This window comes from Streptomyces sp. NPDC001493 (genome assembly GCF_053597235.1).
The window spans coordinates 1-16,808 of record NZ_JBSFHV010000022.1 but is presented as its reverse complement, the minus strand read 5'-3'; the positions used below and the strand labels follow the sequence as shown (position 1 = coordinate 16,808).

Below are 16,808 nucleotides of genomic sequence, written 5' to 3'. Positions count from 1 at the left end.
CACTCGTCAATACCGAACGTTCTATCCCTGTTGGTTCGGCCGGAAGGGGGCCTCGGGCCGTCACGCGGGTGCGGGCCGGTGGGGGAGGGTGGGCCGCAGCTGTCAGGCCGTCGGTTGCTCGCCGTGACCTGTGCCCGCACACGATGCCCCGCTCAAGGGTGCTGGTGGGCGCGCGGGCGGTCGTGGAGTCGAAGCCGCATCAGCCGGTCGATGTCGCGGGGGACATCAGCCCGCCCGGCGCCGATGTCGGTGCGTTGTGGGCCCGGCGGTAGGCCACCGGGGAGAGGCCCACGTAGGTGTAGAAGTGTTTGCGCAGTGCCACCGGGTCGCCGAAGCCGCAGGCGGCGGCGATGCGCGCGACGGTCAGGTCGGTGGACTCCAGAAGCCGGCGGGCATGCGTCAGCCGGTGCTGGGCCAGCCACTTGAGTGGGCTGATGCCCGTCTCGCCACGGAACCGGCGCGTGAAAGTACGGACACTCATGTGCGCATGCCGTGCCATGTCCTCCAGCGTGATCGGTTCAGCCAGCCGTTCCAGTGCCCATTGCCGGGTTGCCGAAGTGGAACGGTCGGTGTCCTGGGGAACCACGTGCTCGATGAACTGGGCCTGCCCACCCTCGCGCCACGGTGCTGTCACGCACCGGCGTGCGGCCGCCGCCGCGACCGTCGTGCCATGGTCCCGGCGAACCAGGTGGAGGCACGTGTCGATGCCGGCCGCACCGCCGGCGGACGTCAGGACGCGGCCGTTGTCGACGAACAGCACGTTCGGATCCACCTCGACGTCGGGAAACCGGCGCGCGAACGCGTCGCACAGTGCCCAGTGGGTGGTGGCCCGCCGGCCGTCGAGCAGGCCGGCCGCCGCGAGCAGAAAGGCCGAGGTGCACAGGCTCACGATGCGGGTCTGCGGGCGTATCCGATCCAGGAGGGCGGCGAGTTCGCCCGGCAGCGTCCCCGTCGCGAGCAGGTCTTCGCTGGGCTCCAGGGTGGCGATCACCACCGTGTCCGCGGTCCGCAGCAGATCCTCGTCGTGGTCGACGAGGATCTGGAAGTCCTCGTGCGTACGGACCGGCCGGCCTCCGATCGAGAAGGTCTTCACCGAGTAGAGGCGGTCCCCCTCCGCGGTGCACGCCTCGTTGAACACCCGGGCCGGGATGCCCAGATCCAGGGGCAGCACGCCGTCGAGGGCGAGAACGGCAACATGATGTGGCATGGCCGGAATGGTACGACAGGTGTCCCTCAGGCCACTCACCGGCCGCTGTACGCACAGGACAGAGTGGCTCTCGCCGGGGTCGGACCGGCAAGAGAACCCACGGAACAGACCTGAGCGAGGAAGCACATGAGCGAGAACACCATGCGTGCCGTCACCATGAAGGAATTCGGCGGACCCGAGGTCCTGACGGTCGAGCGGGTCGCCAGGCCCGAGCCGCTGCCGACCGAGGTGCTGGTGCGGGTGCACGCCGCCGGGATCAACCCGGTGGACTGGAAGACCCGCGCGGGCCAGGGCATGGCCGGCCTGCAGACAATGCCGCTGATCCTGGGCTGGGACCTCTCCGGCGTCGTGGAAGAAGTCGGCTTCGGCGTCACCACCCTCGCGCCGGGCGACGAGGTCTACGCCATGCCGTGGTTCCCGCGACCGGCCGGTGCCTACGCCGAGTACGTCACGGCACCCTCCCGCCACTTCGCCCGCAAGCCGGCCTCGATCGGACACGCCGAGGCCGCGGCCCTGCCTCTCGCGGCGCTCACCGCATGGCAGGCCCTCGTCGACACCGCCGACGTGAAGGCCGGGCAGCGCGTACTCGTGCACGCGGCGGCCGGCGGCGTCGGGCACCTGGCGGTGCAGTTCGCCAAGCACCTCGGCGCCGAGGTCGTGGCCACGGCCAGCGAACCCAGGCACGCCTGGCTCAAGGAACTGGGCGCGGACCAGACGATCGACTACACCCGGCAGCGGTTCGAGGACGTCACCGGCGACATCGATGTCGTCGTCGACCTGATCGGCTCCCACGACGACAGTGACGCCCGGTCCGTGTCGGTGACCCGTCCCGGCGGCCTCGTCGTATCGATTCCCAGCGGTGTCTCCGAGCGTCTGTCCACCGTGGCCGGACGAGCCGGGGTGCGCACCAGCCCGTTCCTGGTGGAGCCGGACTCCGCCGCCCTCACCACGATCGCCGGGCTGGTCGACTCCGGCGCGGTCCGTGTCGAGGTGGAGCGCGCCTTCGCACTGGAAGAGGCCGCCCAGGCCCACCACCTGGGTGAGGCCAACCGCACCCGCGGCAAGCTCGTCCTCGCCGTCACCGACTGACTCTCCCACCTGCCCCCTGACTCTCCCCCCTGCCCCGGAGCACGCCATGCACGACGAAATCCACCGTTGCCCGATCGGGCCCGGACACAGCGAGGAATCATGAGTACCGATACGCAGGCCAAGGCAGCTCTCACCCCGGCGGTGCACCTCGCTGCTGCCCGCGAACTCATCTCCGAGGTGCACCTCGCCGCCGCCCGCATCGGCTTCACGGCAGCCGTCGCCGTCACCGACCAGGGCGGACATCTGAAGGCATTCGACCGCGCCGACGACGCGCCCTTCCTCACCGCCGAGATCGCCGTCGACAAGGCATGGACCGCGGCGTCGTTCCACACCCCCACCCACGTGTGGAACGACCTCGTGGCCAGCCCGCGAACCGCGCCACTGGCCGGTCACCCGCGTGTGATGGCGGTGGGCGGCGGCTACCCGATCATCGACGACGGCCGATGCGTCGGGGGCCTCGGAATCTCCGGCGGCACCGCCGAGCAGGATCAGCAGGCCGCGGAGGAGGCCCTGGCCGCCCTCGGGTTCGAACTGCCCACGCGCTGACCGCGGCCTCACCGCGTCCCGTCCGCCCATGCCGTCGTTCAGGGCGAACGGGCGAACGGGCGAACGGGCGAACGGGCGAACGGGCGGGCGGACGGCGGCCGGTGAGCTCGACGGTGCCGGTCCTGGTCCGTGCGACAACGCGCCACGAGCCGATGACTCGCCCCGCGCCCTCCGGTCCGTGGCCGGGAACGGAACGGACGCGGGACCCGCGTGCCCCGTCGGCGAGAAGGGGCGAGAAGGAGTGGATCAGGCGTAGTCGGGGATGTTGCGGGCCGCCCAGCCCGCGAGGGCGTGGGCACACTCCGCGACGGATTCCCGCCAGGACTTGGCGGCTCCCTCGCCCGCGTCGTCGCTGACGTGCTTGACGATGTGCAGAGACACACCGGCCAGGTGTGCTGCCGTCGCCAGGGCGTAGCCCTCCATGTCGACCAGGGACGCGTGCGCCGCCAGGCGGGCGCGGGCGGCCTCGTCATTTATGAAGGAGTCCCCGGTGGCCAGGGTGGGGCCGTTCGGGTCGCCCACTGTCAGGGGGGCGCCGCAGGTCTCCCCGGTCAGGGAGAGCAAGGTGTCGCTGTCCAGGTCGTGCTGCATGACCGTGCCGATGACGTGGGTACCGGTCCAGCCCGGGCGCAGGGCTCCCGCGGTGCCGAGGTTGACGACGTGCGACGGTCTCGGGCCGCGGCCGAGTATCGCGGCGAGCGCGCTCGCGGCGTTGACCTTGCCCATTCCGGTCAGCAGGACGGGCAGTGAGGTGTCGAGGTACTGGGCCTCTTCCTTGACCGCCAGAACGAGCAAGGGACGGGTACTGGTGATCTCTCCCGTGAGTTGCATGGGATCAGGGTATGAGCCGGCTCCCGGTGCACGCTTCCCGGGGGCGGGCATCGTCATGGCGAGCACCCCCCCCGGGCGCCGCTGGGCCTGGGCCGTGTCCGACCATTCCCGTCGGGCGGTCGACGCGCATGGTCGGACACGGCGGCACATCAGCTGCCCTCCGCGGACCGTGCGGTGCGGAACCAGGAGAAGATCTGCCGCCGGCCCGGGTAGTCCCAGTTACGGAAGGTGCCCCGGCAGGCCACCTGGTCCACCGCGAACGAACCGCCGCGCAGCACCTTGTGGCCGGGCCGGAAGAACACCTCCGAGTAAGACCGACCGGCAATAGGCGCCCGGGAGGCGACGGGGGCGGGCCACGGTGCATGGACCTGCCATTTCGCCTGCTTGAACCCTCCAGGATGGCGGTGCAGGGTGGCTCTATGACATGGGCAGCACCACCGGTCGAGCGCGCCAAGAAGCTTGGCGACCTGGGTACCGTAACTGAGCGTCAGATGTTGGAGGGTTGGCTGAACTGGCACCGGGAAACGTTGCTGGCCAAGTGTGCCGGGCTTGAGCCGAACCAACTGGCGCGGACGACAGTAGAGCCGTCGAACCTCACCCTCCTCGGCTTGGTCCGGCACATGGCGGAGGTAGAGCGATGGTGGTTCCGGCGAAGCTTCGCAGGCGAGGCCATCGGCGATGTCTTCACCGGCCCGTCAGATGGCAACGAAGGACTTGACGGAGTTCACGCAGCCGATGCGGAGGAAGACTTCGGATTGTTCCAGACCGAGGTAAAAGCGTGCGACGCGGCGGCGGCCGGGCACAACCTCGACGAGACCTTCATGTCCTCTCGCGGAGTTTCCCTCAGCCTGCGCTGGGTCTACGTGTTGATGATCCAGGAGTACGCCCGCCACAACGGCCACGCCGACCTCCTGCGGGAGCGGACCGACGGGGCAACGGGTGACTGAGCTTCTTCCCCGGACCGGTCCGACAGCAGGTGCCCGCGAGACGAGATGACCATAAGAACGGGCACGGGCCCTACCTGATCATGGATTCACCAAGGCCCCGTGCGGTGGTCAGAGTGCGGGCCGGTCCCCGGAAGCAGGGCCTGAAACGCTCGGTCGCCACTGATGCCCGCGGCGTCCCGCTCGGCTTGGTCGCGGCGGGAGCCCACCGCCATGACTCGCCCCTACTCGAACCGACTCTCCACGCAGCCATGGACCAGGTCGGGCCGCTGCCGGACGACGTGAACGTCAATCTCGACCGGGGCTATGACAGCAACACGTCCCGCGCTCTGCTCCGGGAGTTGGGTTTCACTGGTGAGATCGCCCGTAAGGGCTTGCCCGCCCCGATCCAGGCCGGCAAGCGGTGGGTCGTGGAACGAGCGCACTCGTGGATGAACAGCTACGGCAAGCTACGACGCTGCACCGAGAAGAGCAGCACCGTCGTCGAGTTCTACCTCCACGAGTTCTACCTCCACCTGGCCGCAGCACTCGTCACTCTCCGCATGCTGATCCGCCACGCCACCATTCGCTGCCGCTGGGATCAACGTCCCACCACACGCCGCCTCAAGTGATCCATTTGCCGGTCGGTCTGAAGCGCGTTGTACGGGAAGGCCCCAAAGCCCGGATACGGCAGGAAGTCGCTCGCTGTCCACTCCCACACGTCACCGGTCAACTGACGTACACCCAGTGGGGATTCACCGGCGGCGCAGCTGCCTGCCGGGGCCGGGCGCAGATGTCGCCGGCCGAGGTCGGCGGGCTCGGGCCGCGGGTCGGCGTCGCCCCACGGGAAGCGCGTGAAGCGGTCCGAGAGAGGTAGAACGTTCGGTATTGACAGGTGCAGCCGGAGTCGCCATGCTGAGTTGAGGCAGAACGTTCGGTCTTGATGGATTCCGACGGATCGTCCTCCCCGCCCTCATGAGGAGGAGGGGGACCGGCCGCGTATCCGCCGGACCGCGTCCTTCTTCCCGTCACAGCCCCGACTCGTCACAGCCCCGAAAGGATCATCGTGACCACCGTTGACTCGCCCACCGCCGCCGGCGGCATCGCACCGGCACTGCGCCAGCTGTACTTCGTGCGGTTCGGATTCGCCGTCATCTGGGCGGCCCTGCTGTTCACCACCAAGTCCGACCTCGGACCGCTCGGTATCACCCTCGTCGTCATCTACCCCCTGTTCGACGTCGCCGCGGCGATCGTCGACGCTCGCTCGGCCCGAGACACGGGATCGGTTCGCGCTCTGCAGGTGAACATGGCGATCAGCCTGATCACCGCCGTCGGCCTGGCCGTCGCCAGTGCCTCCGGTGTACCGGCCGTCCTGCGTGTCTGGGGCGCCTGGGCGATCGTCTCCGGGATCGTGCAGCTGATCGTGGGCGTCGTCCGCCGCCGGCTGGGTGGCCAGTGGCCGATGATCCTCAGCGGCGGGATCTCCGTGCTCGCCGGCGGATCGTTCATCATGGGAGCGTCCGCGTCGGACCCGAAGCTGAGCAACGTGGCCGGCTACGCGGTGCTCGGCGGAATCTTCTTCCTCGTCTCGGCGCTGCGCCTCGGCCGCACCACCAAGGTCGGCTGACATGGGCACCGTTACGTACGACGTCGTCGTCATAGGCGCGGGACCGGTCGGGGAGAACGTCGTCGACCGAGTGGTGCAGGGCGGCCTGACCGCGGCCATCGTCGAGCGGGACCTGGTCGGAGGCGAGTGCTCGTACTGGGCCTGCATGCCGACCAAGGCACTGCTGCGCAGCGGGGCGGCGCTTCGAGCGGCCCGGCGCGTACCGGGCGCGCGTGAGGCGGTGACGGGCGATCTGGATGCGGCGGCCGTACTCCGCCGTCGCGATTCCTTCGCCTCGGACTGGAAGGACGACGGCCAGGCATCCTGGCTCGACCAGGTGGGCGTTCCGCTGTACCGCGGCCACGGCCGGATCCGCTCCGCCCGGAACGTCGAGGTGACCGGCAAGGACGGCTCCACCACCCTGCTGACCGCGCGTCACGCGGTCGTCGTCGCGACCGGAAGCGGCGCACTCGTACCCGACGTGGAAGGCCTGCGCCGGGCCGCACCCTGGACCAGCCGGGAAGCGGTCGCGGCGAGCGCGGTTCCGCGGCGGCTCGCCGTCATCGGCGGTGGGGTGGTGGCATCGGAGATGGCCACCGCCTTCGCCGGGCTGGGCGCCTCGGTGACGATGCTTGCGCGTGACGGAGTGCTTCCGTCGGCGGAGCCGTTCGCCGGCGAGCGAGTCGTGGAGGTGTTGCGGGAGGCCGGCGTGGCGGTGCGCCTCGGCGCCGAGGCCGGATCCGTGAAGCGTGCAGACGACGGAACGGTCTCCATCACCCTCACCGACGGTGAGCAGCTCGAAGCCGACGAACTGCTCGTCGCGATCGGCCGCACACCGAACACCGAGGACGTCGGAGTGGAGACCGTCGGCCTGACGCCCGGTACCTGGCTCACGGTCGACGACACCCTGCGGGTCGTCGGCGAGGACGGCGCGCCGATCGGTGGCGGGTGGCTCTATGCCGCCGGAGACGTCAACCGGCGTGTGCTGCTCACTCATCAGGGCAAGTACCAGGCGCGTGCCGTGGGCGATGTCATCGTGGCCCGGGCGAAGGGCGAGACGATCGACGACGGCCCGTGGGGCCGGCACGCGGCGACGGCCGACGAGCGCGCGGTGCCGCAGGTGGTCTTCACCGAACCGGAGATCGCGTCCGTGGGGCTGACCGCAGCCGCCGCCGAGGCCGCCGGCGTGCGGATCCGGGTCGTCGACTACGACTTGGCCGCCATCGCGGGGTCCTCCCTGCAGGCCGAGGGATACCGGGGCCACGCCCGGATGGTCGTCGACGAGGACCGGAAGGTGATCGTCGGCTTTACCCTCGTCGGCCCGGACGTCGCGGAACTGCTGCACGCGGCCACGATCGCGGTGGCCGGGGAGGTGCCGCTGGACCGGCTGTGGCACGCGGTTCCGGCTTTCCCCACCGTCAGCGAGGTGTGGCTGCGGCTGCTGGAAGCGTACGGTCGCTGAACCTCTCGGCCGGTGCCCCGTCCCGTTCCGTCAGGTCCGGTCGCGGCCGGGACACTGCCTCCCTCGCGAGGGGCCGGCAGTGCTGCTTCCCCGCGAGGCAGCAACGACGGTCCTTGAACCCGGAGGGATTGCTGTCCCCCGCGACGCACTGATCAGTCGTCATCCACCGCCTGCCAACGACGAAGGTGCACCATCCCTGATCTTCGAAGGGAATCCCGGCTTTCGGGCCGGGAGGGAATTCGATCCTGAGGAAACGTCCTTGAGCCCGTTGACGAGTTCGGACGTGTTCCAAGTGGTGAGCAGAGCACGCAAGACGCTCGGCCGGGATGTTCCGGCCGAGCGTCTTGCGTGGGCGGACGTTGTGTTCCTGGGCCTCCAGCCGCGGCAGGACCCTGAAGCAGTCTCCGACCGACAAGTCCTCACTGTGATCATCAGGATGGCTGCGAAACGGCTCCGGACAGGTCGAGGTCCGTTCATGGCTGGGACCGGGCGACCGGGACGGCTCTGGTCGTCGATCCCCAACGTGGCGCCCTGCGTGCGGGCTCAACTCGTGCGCAGCCGGTCCATGGCCGCCCGGCTGTCGTCGTTGGCGGGGCGGACGATCAGGAGCCGCTGGTCCGGGTCCTGAAGCGGCATGAGCACCTCGAAGTCGACGGTGATCTCTCCGGCATCGGGATGCCGTATCACCTTGTACCCGCGACCGTTGATCTTGACATCGCGCTGATCCCACAGGCGTGCGAACTGGTCGTTGTGAGTGAGGCATTGGGCGATGAGTTCGTTCAGGACATGGTCATCCGGATGCGCGGCCCACGCGGCGCGCAGGTGGGCGACTCCCTCCCGTACGACGCGTTCGCGGTCGACGTAGAACTCGCGCATCCCCGGATGGATCAGACACAGCCACATGGCATTGCGCTGCTGGGGCGGCAAGGTGTCGAAATCGACGAGCAGCCCCGCCATTTCGGGATTCCAGGCCAGGATGTCGTACCGGTGGTTCATCAGCATGGCCGGCAGTGGGGACAGGTCGGCGACCAGCCGGGCCAGCGACGGTGCCGCGGTGGTGGGGGGCTTGGCGGTGGCGCGGGGGCGCTGCTGGGTGAGGTCGTAGAGGTACGTGCGTTCGTCGGGAGCCAGCCGCAGGGCGCGGGCCAGGGATTCGACCACCTCGGCCGAGGGCCTCAACGGGCGGGCCTGTTCCAGCCGCACGAGGTAGTCGATGCTGATCCCGGCCAGTTCGGCGACCTCTTCGCGGCGCAGTCCCGGGGTGCGCCTGGCCTGCCGGCGCGCAGGCAGGCCCACGTCGTGCGGGTCGAGGCGCTCACGTCGGGTGCGCAGGAAAGCGGCCAGTTCACGGGTCGGATTCACGGTGGGGGTCGTCACCCCCGGCTCAACAGGCTGGGTAGGAGTGGTGTTCCCAGGAACAGGCTTCCGTTCCCCCCGGTCGCCCGCGGTCGCAGGCTGGTGACTCACGCCGGATCACGAGCACTGGAGAACACGATGACGCTGACCCTCGACACCTACCGGCTGCTGGGCCGCTCAGGGCTGCGGGTCTCACCTCTGGCCCTGGGCACCGCGACCTTCGGCACCGAGTGGGGCTGGGGCGCCGAGCGAGAGGAGGCACGCAAGCTGTTCGACCGCTACACCGAGCTCGGCGGCAACTTCTTCGACACCGCCAGCACCTACACCAACGGCAGCTCCGAGCGACTGCTGGGCGAGTTCGCCCGCGACAGGCGCGAGGCGCTGGTGCTGGCGACGAAGTACTCGACACTGCGCCGGCCCGGTGACCCCAATTCCGGGGGTACGCACCGCAAGAGCATGATGGCGTCGGTGGAGGCCAGTCTGAGGCAGCTGGGCACCGACTACATCGATCTGCTCTACCTGAACGTCTGGGACTTCAGGACTCCGGTGGAGGAGATCCTGCGCGGTCTGGACGACCTGGTGAGGCAGGGCAAGGTTCTGTACGTGGCGATCTCCAGCGCCCCGGCCTGGCAGGTGTCGCGCATGCAGGCGATCGCCGACCTGCGTGGCTGGTCGCCGCTGGTCGCGCTGGAGATCGAGTACAGCCTGATCGAGCGTACCGGGGAGCGTGACCTGATCCCCATGGCACGCGAGATGGGACTGGGCGTGGTGTCCTTCTCCCCGCTGGGCGGCGGGCTGCTCACCGGTAAGTACACCCGGGAAGACCGGAATTCGGTTGGCCCCGTCGCCGGCGAGACCGCCGGCGACCGCAAGAGCCTCAACACCGCCCTGGGATGGGTCACCGACCGCAACCTCGCCATTGCCGACGTGGTGAAGGAGGTCGCAGCGGAGCAGGGTCGCACACCCGCGCAGGTCGCACTGGCCTGGACCCTCCACTCCTCGGACGTGACGGCGCCCATCATCGGAGCCCGTACCGTCGCACAGCTCGAGGACAACCTGGGCGCACTGCAGCTCGACCTCACCCCCGCCCAACTGGCCCGCCTCGAAGAGGTCAGTGCCATCGACCTCGGCAATCCGCACGGCCTGCTCGCAAGCGACCACATCCGCACGGTCGTCACGGGCGGCATGAAGATCGAAACGCGCGGCTGATCACTCGATGAACAGCCGTATTCGGATACATCACCACGCTGTCGGCGCGGGAACGGAGCAAGCTCGGCATGGGTAGGTACAGCGACAAGAATGTGGTGATCACGGGTGGCAGCAGCGGTATGGGGTTCGCCCTGGCGGAGCTGCTGGTCCGAGGCGGAGCCCGGGTGGTCATCACCGGCCGTTCTCGGGCCACGCTCGACGCGGCGCGCGAGCGGCTCGGCGGGAACGCCGTGGCCGTCCAGGGCGACGTGGGCTCACTCTCCGATCTGGACACGCTCGCCGGCCGTGTGAAGAGCGAGCTCGGCTCGATCGAGGCTCTGTTCGTCAACGCCGGCATCTCACCCCTGACGCCCTTCGAGTCCACGACCGAGGCGATGTACGACGAACTCTTCGCCATCAACGTCAAGGGCGCCTTCTTCACCGTGCAGAAGCTCGCCCCGCTGCTGAGCGCGAACGCCGGCGTCGTCCTCACCACCTCGATCGCGAACGTCATCGGACTGGCGGACACCAGCGTCTACGCGGCCGGCAAGGCGGCGCTGCGCTCGATGGCCCGCACCTTCTCCCGCGAGCTGCTTCCACGAGGAGTCCGAGTCAACGCGATCAGCCCCGGACCCATCGAGTCCGGAGTGCTGGAAACGATGATGTCCGAGGAGGCGGCCGACCGGTTCAGGGCGGAGCGGACCGCGAGCAATCCCATGGGGCGGTACGGCACCGTCGCGGAGTTCGCCGGGGCAGCCGCGTTTCTCGCCTTCGACGCCACGTACACCACCGGCATCGAACTGGCCGTGGACGGCGGTGAAACCCAACTCTGAGCCCGCTTGGACATCCCGCATCCAGGCCGTGTCCGGCCACGCGCGTCGGATCGGCGGGCGGTGTCCGGTGCGGTGCTCGGGGCGAGTCGGAGGGACCGTGGTTCCGGGCGGTCGGCGCGAGGGCGCCGACCGCCCGAGTTCCGGTCACGGGTCCCAGGCCGTCCTCCGGGGGACGGCCTCCAGAGGCACCACCACGGCGTCGCGAGGCGGTCGGCCCCGCCGGCGCACGCAATGATCTTGGCCGAACCAGTGCTGTGACCGGGAGGTGCGCCGGGTTGGGGTCTTCCTCTGGTGGTGACGATCTCGGAGTATCGAAGAATGGGGATTCGGGGGGATCTGGTCGAGGCGTTCCGGGCGGAGGTGGGCGTCGAGTTCGCCTTCCTGGTCGAGGAGGCCGGCTTTTCGGGCCCGGAGCAGACTGACTATGGGCTTCTCTTCCACAGCGTCGGCCTGGACGTGGAGGTCTGGTTTCCCGACGGGCACGAGCCCGAGGTGGCGACGCTGGTCGCCCCGGTCGCATCGGACGGTGTGAGGGCCAGGGGAGTATGGCTGGACGAGTTGTATGTCGCGAGCGGATGCGGTCCCGCTCAAGACGTTCCCGTTTCGGCCCAGACCCGGCGAGCCATGCTCAAGCGAGTCCGTCAGCATGCGGCCGCGCTGCGCCGGCTCATGCCCCAGTTGCTCACCGCTGAGGGTTCACAGCTCATCGCCCGCTGTGGCCAGGGCTGAGCCGTGGCGGCCAGATCCTCATGCGGCTGTGGCTGCGGGCCGCCCTCCCCAGCGGATGCCTTTCTCGCTGCGGATGCGTGCGCGCTCCTTTTCCTGGTCGGACGGACAGCAGCACCATCCGGGCTCGCCGCCAGGTCACCACCGACCCGGTAGCGCGGCGGATGATCCGCGACAGCCGTCGCCCCTCCGCATCGCCAATTTCCCGCACGCGCGCACGTCCGCGCACATGATCATCCTGTCGGCGTGCCCCGGGCCGGGCGGCGCAGCGCGACGCAGGGCTCCTACGATCGTAGTCATGGCACGCTTCGAGGATGTGCAGGCCGCCTTCTGGAAGCCTCGCAGCAGTTACGCAGTGCACCAGCCGCTGACCGATGAGGCCGTGTGCAAAGCCGAGCGACTGCTCGGTGTCACTCTCCCTGTTTCGCTCCTTGACCTGCTGCGCGGTCAGAACGGGGGCGAGTCCGCAGCCGACCGGGACGCCTTCCCGACGGACCACCCGAATTCCTGGAGTACCGATCACATCCCGTTCGACCACTTGATGGGCATCGGCGAAGACGAACGCACAGTCTCTCTGCTGGACAGTCCGTACCTGATCAAGGAATGGGGACTGCCCGGGCCTGCCGTGCTTCTCTCAGGCGACGGGCACTACTGGATCGCACTCGACTACCGGGCATCCGGCCGGCACGGGGAACCATCGGTGACGTGGTTCGACGTCGACTGCAATGAAGAGCTGGCCCTTGCCAGGGACTTCCGATCCTTCGTCGAAGGTCTCACCTCCACCAGTGACTTCGACAGCGAAGACGTACCCGACTGACGTCTGACCGTGGAAGGCATTGCCCATCGGTGACACAGCACCGATCGAGGCGTCACATCAAGGCGGACGTTGCCTGATGAGGGACAGCCTTCAGCCATCCAGCTCGGAGAACCGTCCACGCGGTCGCCCCGGTCACGGAGACGGTGCACGCGGGGAATCGGACGGCGGTGCCGGTTCATCGGACGCTGCGCCGCGGACCTGGTCCGGGAGGGGTTCGGTCGACCAGGTGGCCAGCAGCCTCAGGGCGGTTTCGGAGGAGGAACCCGGCTCGGTGCTGTAGATGAACAGGGTCTGGTCGCTGTCGCCGGGCAGGGCGAGGGCTTGGTAGGTGACCGTGAGGTCACCGACCACGGGATGGTGGTAGCTCTTGGTCCCCTCGGTTCGCTCATGCACCCTGCGCTCGGCCCAGTAGGAGCTGAAGTGCTCACTGCGGACCGCGAGTTCGCCCACCAGTTCGCCCAGCTTCGGGTCCTCGGGATGGCGCCCGGCGTCCATGCGGAGCATGGCGGCGGTGTCTGCGGCGACAGCCTCCCAGTCCGCGTACAGGTCGCGGGCGGCCGGGTCGAGGAAGAGGAACCGGCTCTGGTTGCGCTCGTTCGCGGGCATGGCGTCGAAGTCGGCGATCAATGCGCGGGAGAGCGAGTTGGAGGCCACCACATCGGTGCGCCTGCCGAGGACGAACGCGGGACAGTAGGCGGCATCCAGTGTGGTCAGCAGCTGGTGGACGGCCGGGCTGACCCGCTCGGCCGAGGAGGGCGTCGACCTCCGGGGCTGGGCAGGGCGCCGATTCGCCAGATCAAACAAATGCGCGTGTTCGGTGTGGTCCAGTCGCAGTGCGGTCGCCAGGGACTCGAGGATCTGCGGCGAAGCGGTACGGCTGCGCCCCTGTTCCAGACGCGTGTAGTAGTCGACGCTGACGCCTGCCAGCTGGGCGAGTTCCTCACGGCGCAGGCCCGGGACGCGACGGCGGGCGGTCCGAGGCATTCCCACGGCCGCGGGATCGAGCCGCGCCCGGCACGAGCGAAGAAACTCTCCCAGTTCCACGATCTGATCCATACCGTCATTGTCCGTGATGTCCACGGGCATCGGGAGGCGCAAGGGTGGCCCTGGTTCACCCTGGAAACGAGGGACCGGTCTCGCGCCCGCGCGCAGACCCGTTCTCCGGTTCCTTCACCCGCGGCATCGCCCCGCACCCACGGCAGGTCCCTGCCGCGGTGCCGTACACGCCCCCAGGCCGCCGGCCCGGTTGCCGGCGATACCGCTGCCCGTCGTGGCGCGGCCACGCATGATCACGCACGATCCGCGGCGCCGAGCCCTCGGGCCGCGTCCTGGAGGGAGCCGTCGGCGGAGCCTCCCCTTTCCTGGGAGCGTTCTTCCCAGGAAACTCCCGGCCTTCCTGCCACTCACGATGTCCCACAGGATCGACTCCGTCGGAGGAAATCCCCGATGGACATGTGACGTGAGAAGAGAAAGAGGCCCACTCGTGGCTACTTGGTTCGTAACCGGAGCATCCCGAGGCATCGGCGCGGAGATCGCCCGTAACGCGCTGGCGGAAGGCAACGACGTCGTCATCGGCGTGCGGAACCCGGAGCGGGTGCCGGCCGACCTGAAGGATTCCGGCCGTGTTCTCACGGTCACGCTGGACGTGACCGACGACAAGAGCATTCCGCAGGCCGTCGAGGCGGCCGTGGACCGGTTCGGCGGCATCGACGTGCTGGTGAACAATGCGGGCCGCGGTCTGCTGGGTGCCCTGGAGGAGATCACCGATGCCGAGGCCCGCTCGCTCTTCGACCTCAACGTCTTCGGTCTGATCAACGTCACCCGTGCCGTGCTGCCCGTCATGCGCGGGCAGGGCTCCGGCAAGCTCGTGCACATCGGTTCCCGGTCGGGCTTCGAGGGCGAGCCCGGCGTCAGCATGTACTGCGCCTCCAAGTTCGCCGTCGCGGGCATCAGCGAGGCGCTCTCCGCCGAGATGGCGCCGTTCGGCGTCCAGTCGATGGTCGTCGAGCCGGGAGTCTTCCGCACCGACTTCCTCGACGGCAGCTCCCTGTCCGTCGCGGCCGACCGCATCGCGGACTACGACGGGACGCCCGCACACGTGACGCTGGACTGGATCGACCAGGCCAACCACGCCCAGCTCGGCGACCCCGTCAAGGGCGCCGCTCTCATCGTCGAGGTCGCCTCCACGGAGAAACTGCCCACGCACCTCTACCTCGGCCGCGACACCCTGGAGCGGCTCGACGTCAAGCGCCGGCAGATGCGGGACGACCTCGCCCCGTGGCGTGAGAAGTCCGCGGCCACCGCACACGACGACGCCGCCTGAGCCCACTGCTCGCCGGGGCGCGCATCCTCGCCCACGCGCTTGGGTGCCAGGGCCGCCCGGCTGGGCCGGCTCCGCCCGCCGAGCGCCCCCGGCCCGCCACGCATCCGGCTCCGTCGGTGCGGCGGCAGGAGCCGACCGGCAAAGAAAGAGATAGAACGTTCTGCCTTGACATGGGGGGGTGCAAGGCGCTTCGATGGCAGGACCGGAGGTCCGCCCGGCATGCGGGTGGCCCGGGCCGGCTCGGACACCCGCATGGGAGATGACGCCGGGCACCCGCCAACCCGCCTCGGATCAAAGATGGTTGGACCAGAAGACCAACGGGAGAATGAACACGTGAACTCTGCATCACCAGAGGACCGGGGCGCTCCTGTCGGGCGGCGCGTCTTCCTCGGCACGCTCGGGCTGGGCGCGCTCGGCGTCGTCGCCGCCCCCGCGCTGCAGCGGGGCACGGAAGCGCTGGCCGGACTGGATCCCACCGGGCTGACGGGACTCCTTCCGAACGGAGGGGGTTTCCGCTACTACTCCGTCACCTCGTCGGTTCCGCACAAGGACGCCGAGACCTACCGGCTCACCGTCGACGGCCTGGTCGACCGCCCGGCCTCCTACACCCTGGCCGATCTCCGGGCGCTGCCCCAGACCCGCACGGTGCGCGACATCCAGTGCGTCACCGGGTGGCGTGTCCCGAGCACCCCCTTCGAAGGGGTACGTCTGTCGAACCTGCTGGACGCCGCGGGAGTACGCTCCTCGGCCGGCGCGGTGCACTTCACCTGCTTCGACGGCGCCTACACGGAGAGCCTCACCCTGGAACAGGCGCGCCGCGCGGACGTCCTGGTCGCCCTCCGCATGCAGGACAAGGACATCGGCCACCCCCACGGCGGCCCGGTCCGCCTCTACGTGGCGCCCATGTACTTCTACAAGTCCGCCAAGTGGCTCTCCGGCATCACGGTCACGAAAGACGTGGAACCAGGCTTCTGGGAGGAACGCGGCTACGACATCGACGCCTGGGTGGGCCGATCGAACGGACGGGACGATGAGCCGACAACCTGACCTCCGGCCGGCGGCGAAGCAACAGGAGCCCGCCCCGCGCCTGCGACGATTCAGCCCCGCCGAGCGCTGGGCCCACCGCGCCACGGCCGTGCTGATGGGCATCTGCGGGACCACCGCGGCCTTCCTGTACCTGCCCGCGCTCGCCGAACTCGTCGGCCGCCGCGCCCTCGTGGTCACCGTGCACCAGTGGTCGGGCATCGCACTTCCCGTACCGGTCCTGATCGCGCTCGCCTCCCGGGCGCTGCGCGCCGACCTGAGCCGGCTGAACCGCTTCGGCCCGCACGACCGCCGGTGGCTGCGCGCGGCCCTGCGCCGGGACAAGCGGCCGTCCTCCCGTCCGGCGGACAAGTTCAACGCCGGGCAGAAGCTCTACGCGGCCTGGGTCGCGGGTGCCACGCTCGTCATGCTCGGTACCGGGCTGATCATGTGGTTCACCCACCTCACCCCACTGGTCTGGCGCACCGGGGCCACCTTCGTGCACGACTGGCTGGCCCTCACCCTCGCCATCGTCGTCGGCGGCCACATCGGCAAGGCCATGGGCGACGCGGAGGCCCGCCGGGGCATGCGTACCGGTTCGGTCGCACGGGAGTGGGCCGAGCGGGAGCACCCGCTCTGGCGTCAGCACCCCGACGGAGAGTCACCGCACTGACGGCGGCCGGTCAGGCGGCGCGGGTCTGCAGGATTCCTTCGACGGCCTGCAGGAAGGTATCGGAGACCAGCTTCGGGTCGGAGAGGCAACCGGAGGCCATCGCGCCGTCTCGGAGCAGGACGAGATGCCGGCCCGCGTCTTCGGCCGGTGTGCCACCGGTCCGGGCCAGCAGTCCCGTGACGGTGTCCAGGAACCACTGCCGGTG

General features: G+C 69.5%; 16 protein-coding genes and 5 pseudogenes. 13 read left to right on the top strand and 8 right to left on the bottom strand.

All coding sequences use genetic code 11. The features are described from left to right. Positions 1 to 199 precede the first annotated feature (199 nt). Positions 200 to 1,207 carry a GlxA family transcriptional regulator gene (locus ACWCWD_RS27440; RefSeq protein WP_450776700.1) on the bottom strand — a complete coding sequence of 336 codons (1,008 nt, stop codon included), beginning with the start codon at positions 1,205 to 1,207 and terminating at the stop codon, positions 200 to 202. A 126-nt stretch (positions 1,208 to 1,333) separates the two neighbouring features. Between ACWCWD_RS27440 and ACWCWD_RS27435 the strand changes: the two genes are divergently transcribed. Next, positions 1,334 to 2,296 (top strand): NADP-dependent oxidoreductase, encoded by a 963-nt coding sequence (locus tag ACWCWD_RS27435; RefSeq protein ID WP_450776698.1) that lies wholly within the window; start codon positions 1,334 to 1,336, stop codon positions 2,294 to 2,296. Positions 2,297 to 2,395: 99 nt separating this feature from the next. Further along, positions 2,396 to 2,842 (top strand): GlcG/HbpS family heme-binding protein, encoded by a 447-nt coding sequence (locus tag ACWCWD_RS27430; protein WP_450776696.1) that lies wholly within the window; start codon positions 2,396 to 2,398, stop codon positions 2,840 to 2,842. A 246-nt stretch (positions 2,843 to 3,088) separates the two neighbouring features. On the opposite strand, the gene ACWCWD_RS27425 is transcribed toward ACWCWD_RS27430, so the two are convergent. Continuing rightward, complete coding sequence (locus ACWCWD_RS27425) at positions 3,089 to 3,673, bottom strand: nucleosidase (RefSeq protein WP_450776694.1); 585 nt, start codon at positions 3,671 to 3,673, stop codon at positions 3,089 to 3,091. A 149-nt stretch (positions 3,674 to 3,822) separates the two neighbouring features. Further along, positions 3,823 to 3,990, bottom strand: a pseudogene (locus tag ACWCWD_RS27420) (SUMF1/EgtB/PvdO family nonheme iron enzyme); the annotation flags it as partial. Between the two features lie 102 nt (positions 3,991 to 4,092). On the opposite strand from ACWCWD_RS27420, the gene ACWCWD_RS27415 reads away from it, so the two are divergent. Both ACWCWD_RS27415 and ACWCWD_RS27410 read left to right on the top strand, forming a co-directional pair. Continuing rightward, positions 4,093 to 4,620 (top strand): DinB family protein, encoded by a 528-nt coding sequence (locus ACWCWD_RS27415; protein ID WP_450776692.1) that lies wholly within the window; start codon positions 4,093 to 4,095, stop codon positions 4,618 to 4,620. Between the two features lie 76 nt (positions 4,621 to 4,696). After that, positions 4,697 to 5,228: pseudogene (locus ACWCWD_RS27410) on the top strand (transposase); the annotation flags it as partial. Here the strand turns inward: ACWCWD_RS27410 and ACWCWD_RS27405 are convergent. After that, a pseudogene (locus ACWCWD_RS27405) lies at positions 5,198 to 5,470 on the bottom strand (SUMF1/EgtB/PvdO family nonheme iron enzyme); the annotation flags it as partial. The pseudogenes ACWCWD_RS27410 and ACWCWD_RS27405 overlap by 31 nt on opposite strands. A 192-nt stretch (positions 5,471 to 5,662) precedes the next feature. Between ACWCWD_RS27405 and ACWCWD_RS27400 the strand changes: the two are divergent. Together ACWCWD_RS27400 and ACWCWD_RS27395 are read left to right on the top strand one after the other, a co-directional pair. Continuing rightward, the gene (locus ACWCWD_RS27400) at positions 5,663 to 6,223 is read left to right on the top strand and encodes a hypothetical protein (protein WP_450776690.1); all 561 of its coding nucleotides are present in this window, start codon (positions 5,663 to 5,665) and stop codon (positions 6,221 to 6,223) included. Between the two features lies 1 nt (position 6,224). Then, positions 6,225 to 7,664 (top strand): dihydrolipoyl dehydrogenase family protein, encoded by a 1,440-nt coding sequence (locus ACWCWD_RS27395; RefSeq protein ID WP_450776688.1) that lies wholly within the window; start codon positions 6,225 to 6,227, stop codon positions 7,662 to 7,664. Positions 7,665 to 8,207: 543 nt separating this feature from the next. Here ACWCWD_RS27395 and ACWCWD_RS27390 read toward each other — a convergent pair. Further along, a complete protein-coding gene (locus ACWCWD_RS27390; RefSeq protein WP_450776686.1) occupies positions 8,208 to 9,041 on the bottom strand; it encodes a helix-turn-helix transcriptional regulator in 834 nt (277 codons plus the stop codon). Positions 9,042 to 9,158: 117 nt separating this feature from the next. Here ACWCWD_RS27390 and ACWCWD_RS27385 point away from each other — a divergent pair, with 117 nt between their 5' ends. From ACWCWD_RS27385 to ACWCWD_RS27375, 3 genes are all read left to right on the top strand, one after another. Beyond that, entirely contained in the window at positions 9,159 to 10,229 is a 1,071-nt protein-coding gene (locus ACWCWD_RS27385; protein WP_450776684.1) for an aldo/keto reductase, read from the top strand. 68 nt (positions 10,230 to 10,297) lie between these two features. Next, entirely contained in the window at positions 10,298 to 11,041 is a 744-nt protein-coding gene (locus tag ACWCWD_RS27380) for an SDR family oxidoreductase (protein WP_450776682.1), read from the top strand. Positions 11,042 to 11,335: 294 nt separating this feature from the next. Next, positions 11,336 to 11,770 (top strand): hypothetical protein, encoded by a 435-nt coding sequence (locus ACWCWD_RS27375; protein WP_450776680.1) that lies wholly within the window; start codon positions 11,336 to 11,338, stop codon positions 11,768 to 11,770. Between the two features lie 97 nt (positions 11,771 to 11,867). Here the strand turns inward: ACWCWD_RS27375 and ACWCWD_RS27370 are convergent. Further along, positions 11,868 to 11,996: pseudogene (locus tag ACWCWD_RS27370) on the bottom strand (IS630 family transposase); the annotation flags it as partial. 69 nt (positions 11,997 to 12,065) lie between these two features. On the opposite strand from ACWCWD_RS27370, the gene ACWCWD_RS27365 reads away from it, so the two are divergent. Then, positions 12,066 to 12,584: an SMI1/KNR4 family protein gene (locus ACWCWD_RS27365; RefSeq protein WP_450776678.1), complete on the top strand. Its 519-nt coding sequence runs from the start codon at positions 12,066 to 12,068 to the stop codon at positions 12,582 to 12,584. Positions 12,585 to 12,716: 132 nt separating this feature from the next. On the opposite strand, the gene ACWCWD_RS27360 is transcribed toward ACWCWD_RS27365, so the two are convergent. Next, positions 12,717 to 13,640, bottom strand: coding sequence for a helix-turn-helix transcriptional regulator (locus ACWCWD_RS27360; RefSeq protein WP_450776676.1), 924 nt, complete (start codon positions 13,638 to 13,640; stop codon positions 12,717 to 12,719). A gap of 427 nt (positions 13,641 to 14,067) precedes the next feature. Here ACWCWD_RS27360 and ACWCWD_RS27355 point away from each other — a divergent pair, with 427 nt between their 5' ends. The 3 genes from ACWCWD_RS27355 (at position 14,068) to ACWCWD_RS27345 (ending at position 16,603) form a co-directional block, all read left to right on the top strand. Further along, the gene (locus ACWCWD_RS27355) at positions 14,068 to 14,907 is read left to right on the top strand and encodes an SDR family NAD(P)-dependent oxidoreductase (RefSeq protein ID WP_450776674.1); all 840 of its coding nucleotides are present in this window, start codon (positions 14,068 to 14,070) and stop codon (positions 14,905 to 14,907) included. Between the two features lie 297 nt (positions 14,908 to 15,204). After that, positions 15,205 to 15,954 carry a molybdopterin-dependent oxidoreductase gene (locus ACWCWD_RS27350; protein ID WP_450776672.1) on the top strand — a complete coding sequence of 250 codons (750 nt, stop codon included), beginning with the start codon at positions 15,205 to 15,207 and terminating at the stop codon, positions 15,952 to 15,954. Further along, the gene (locus ACWCWD_RS27345; RefSeq protein WP_450776670.1) at positions 15,938 to 16,603 is read left to right on the top strand and encodes a cytochrome b/b6 domain-containing protein; all 666 of its coding nucleotides are present in this window, start codon (positions 15,938 to 15,940) and stop codon (positions 16,601 to 16,603) included. The genes ACWCWD_RS27350 and ACWCWD_RS27345 overlap by 17 nt, the downstream gene beginning before the upstream one ends. A gap of 10 nt (positions 16,604 to 16,613) precedes the next feature. Here ACWCWD_RS27345 and ACWCWD_RS27340 read toward each other — a convergent pair. After that, positions 16,614 to 16,808: pseudogene (locus ACWCWD_RS27340) on the bottom strand (TetR family transcriptional regulator); the annotation flags it as partial.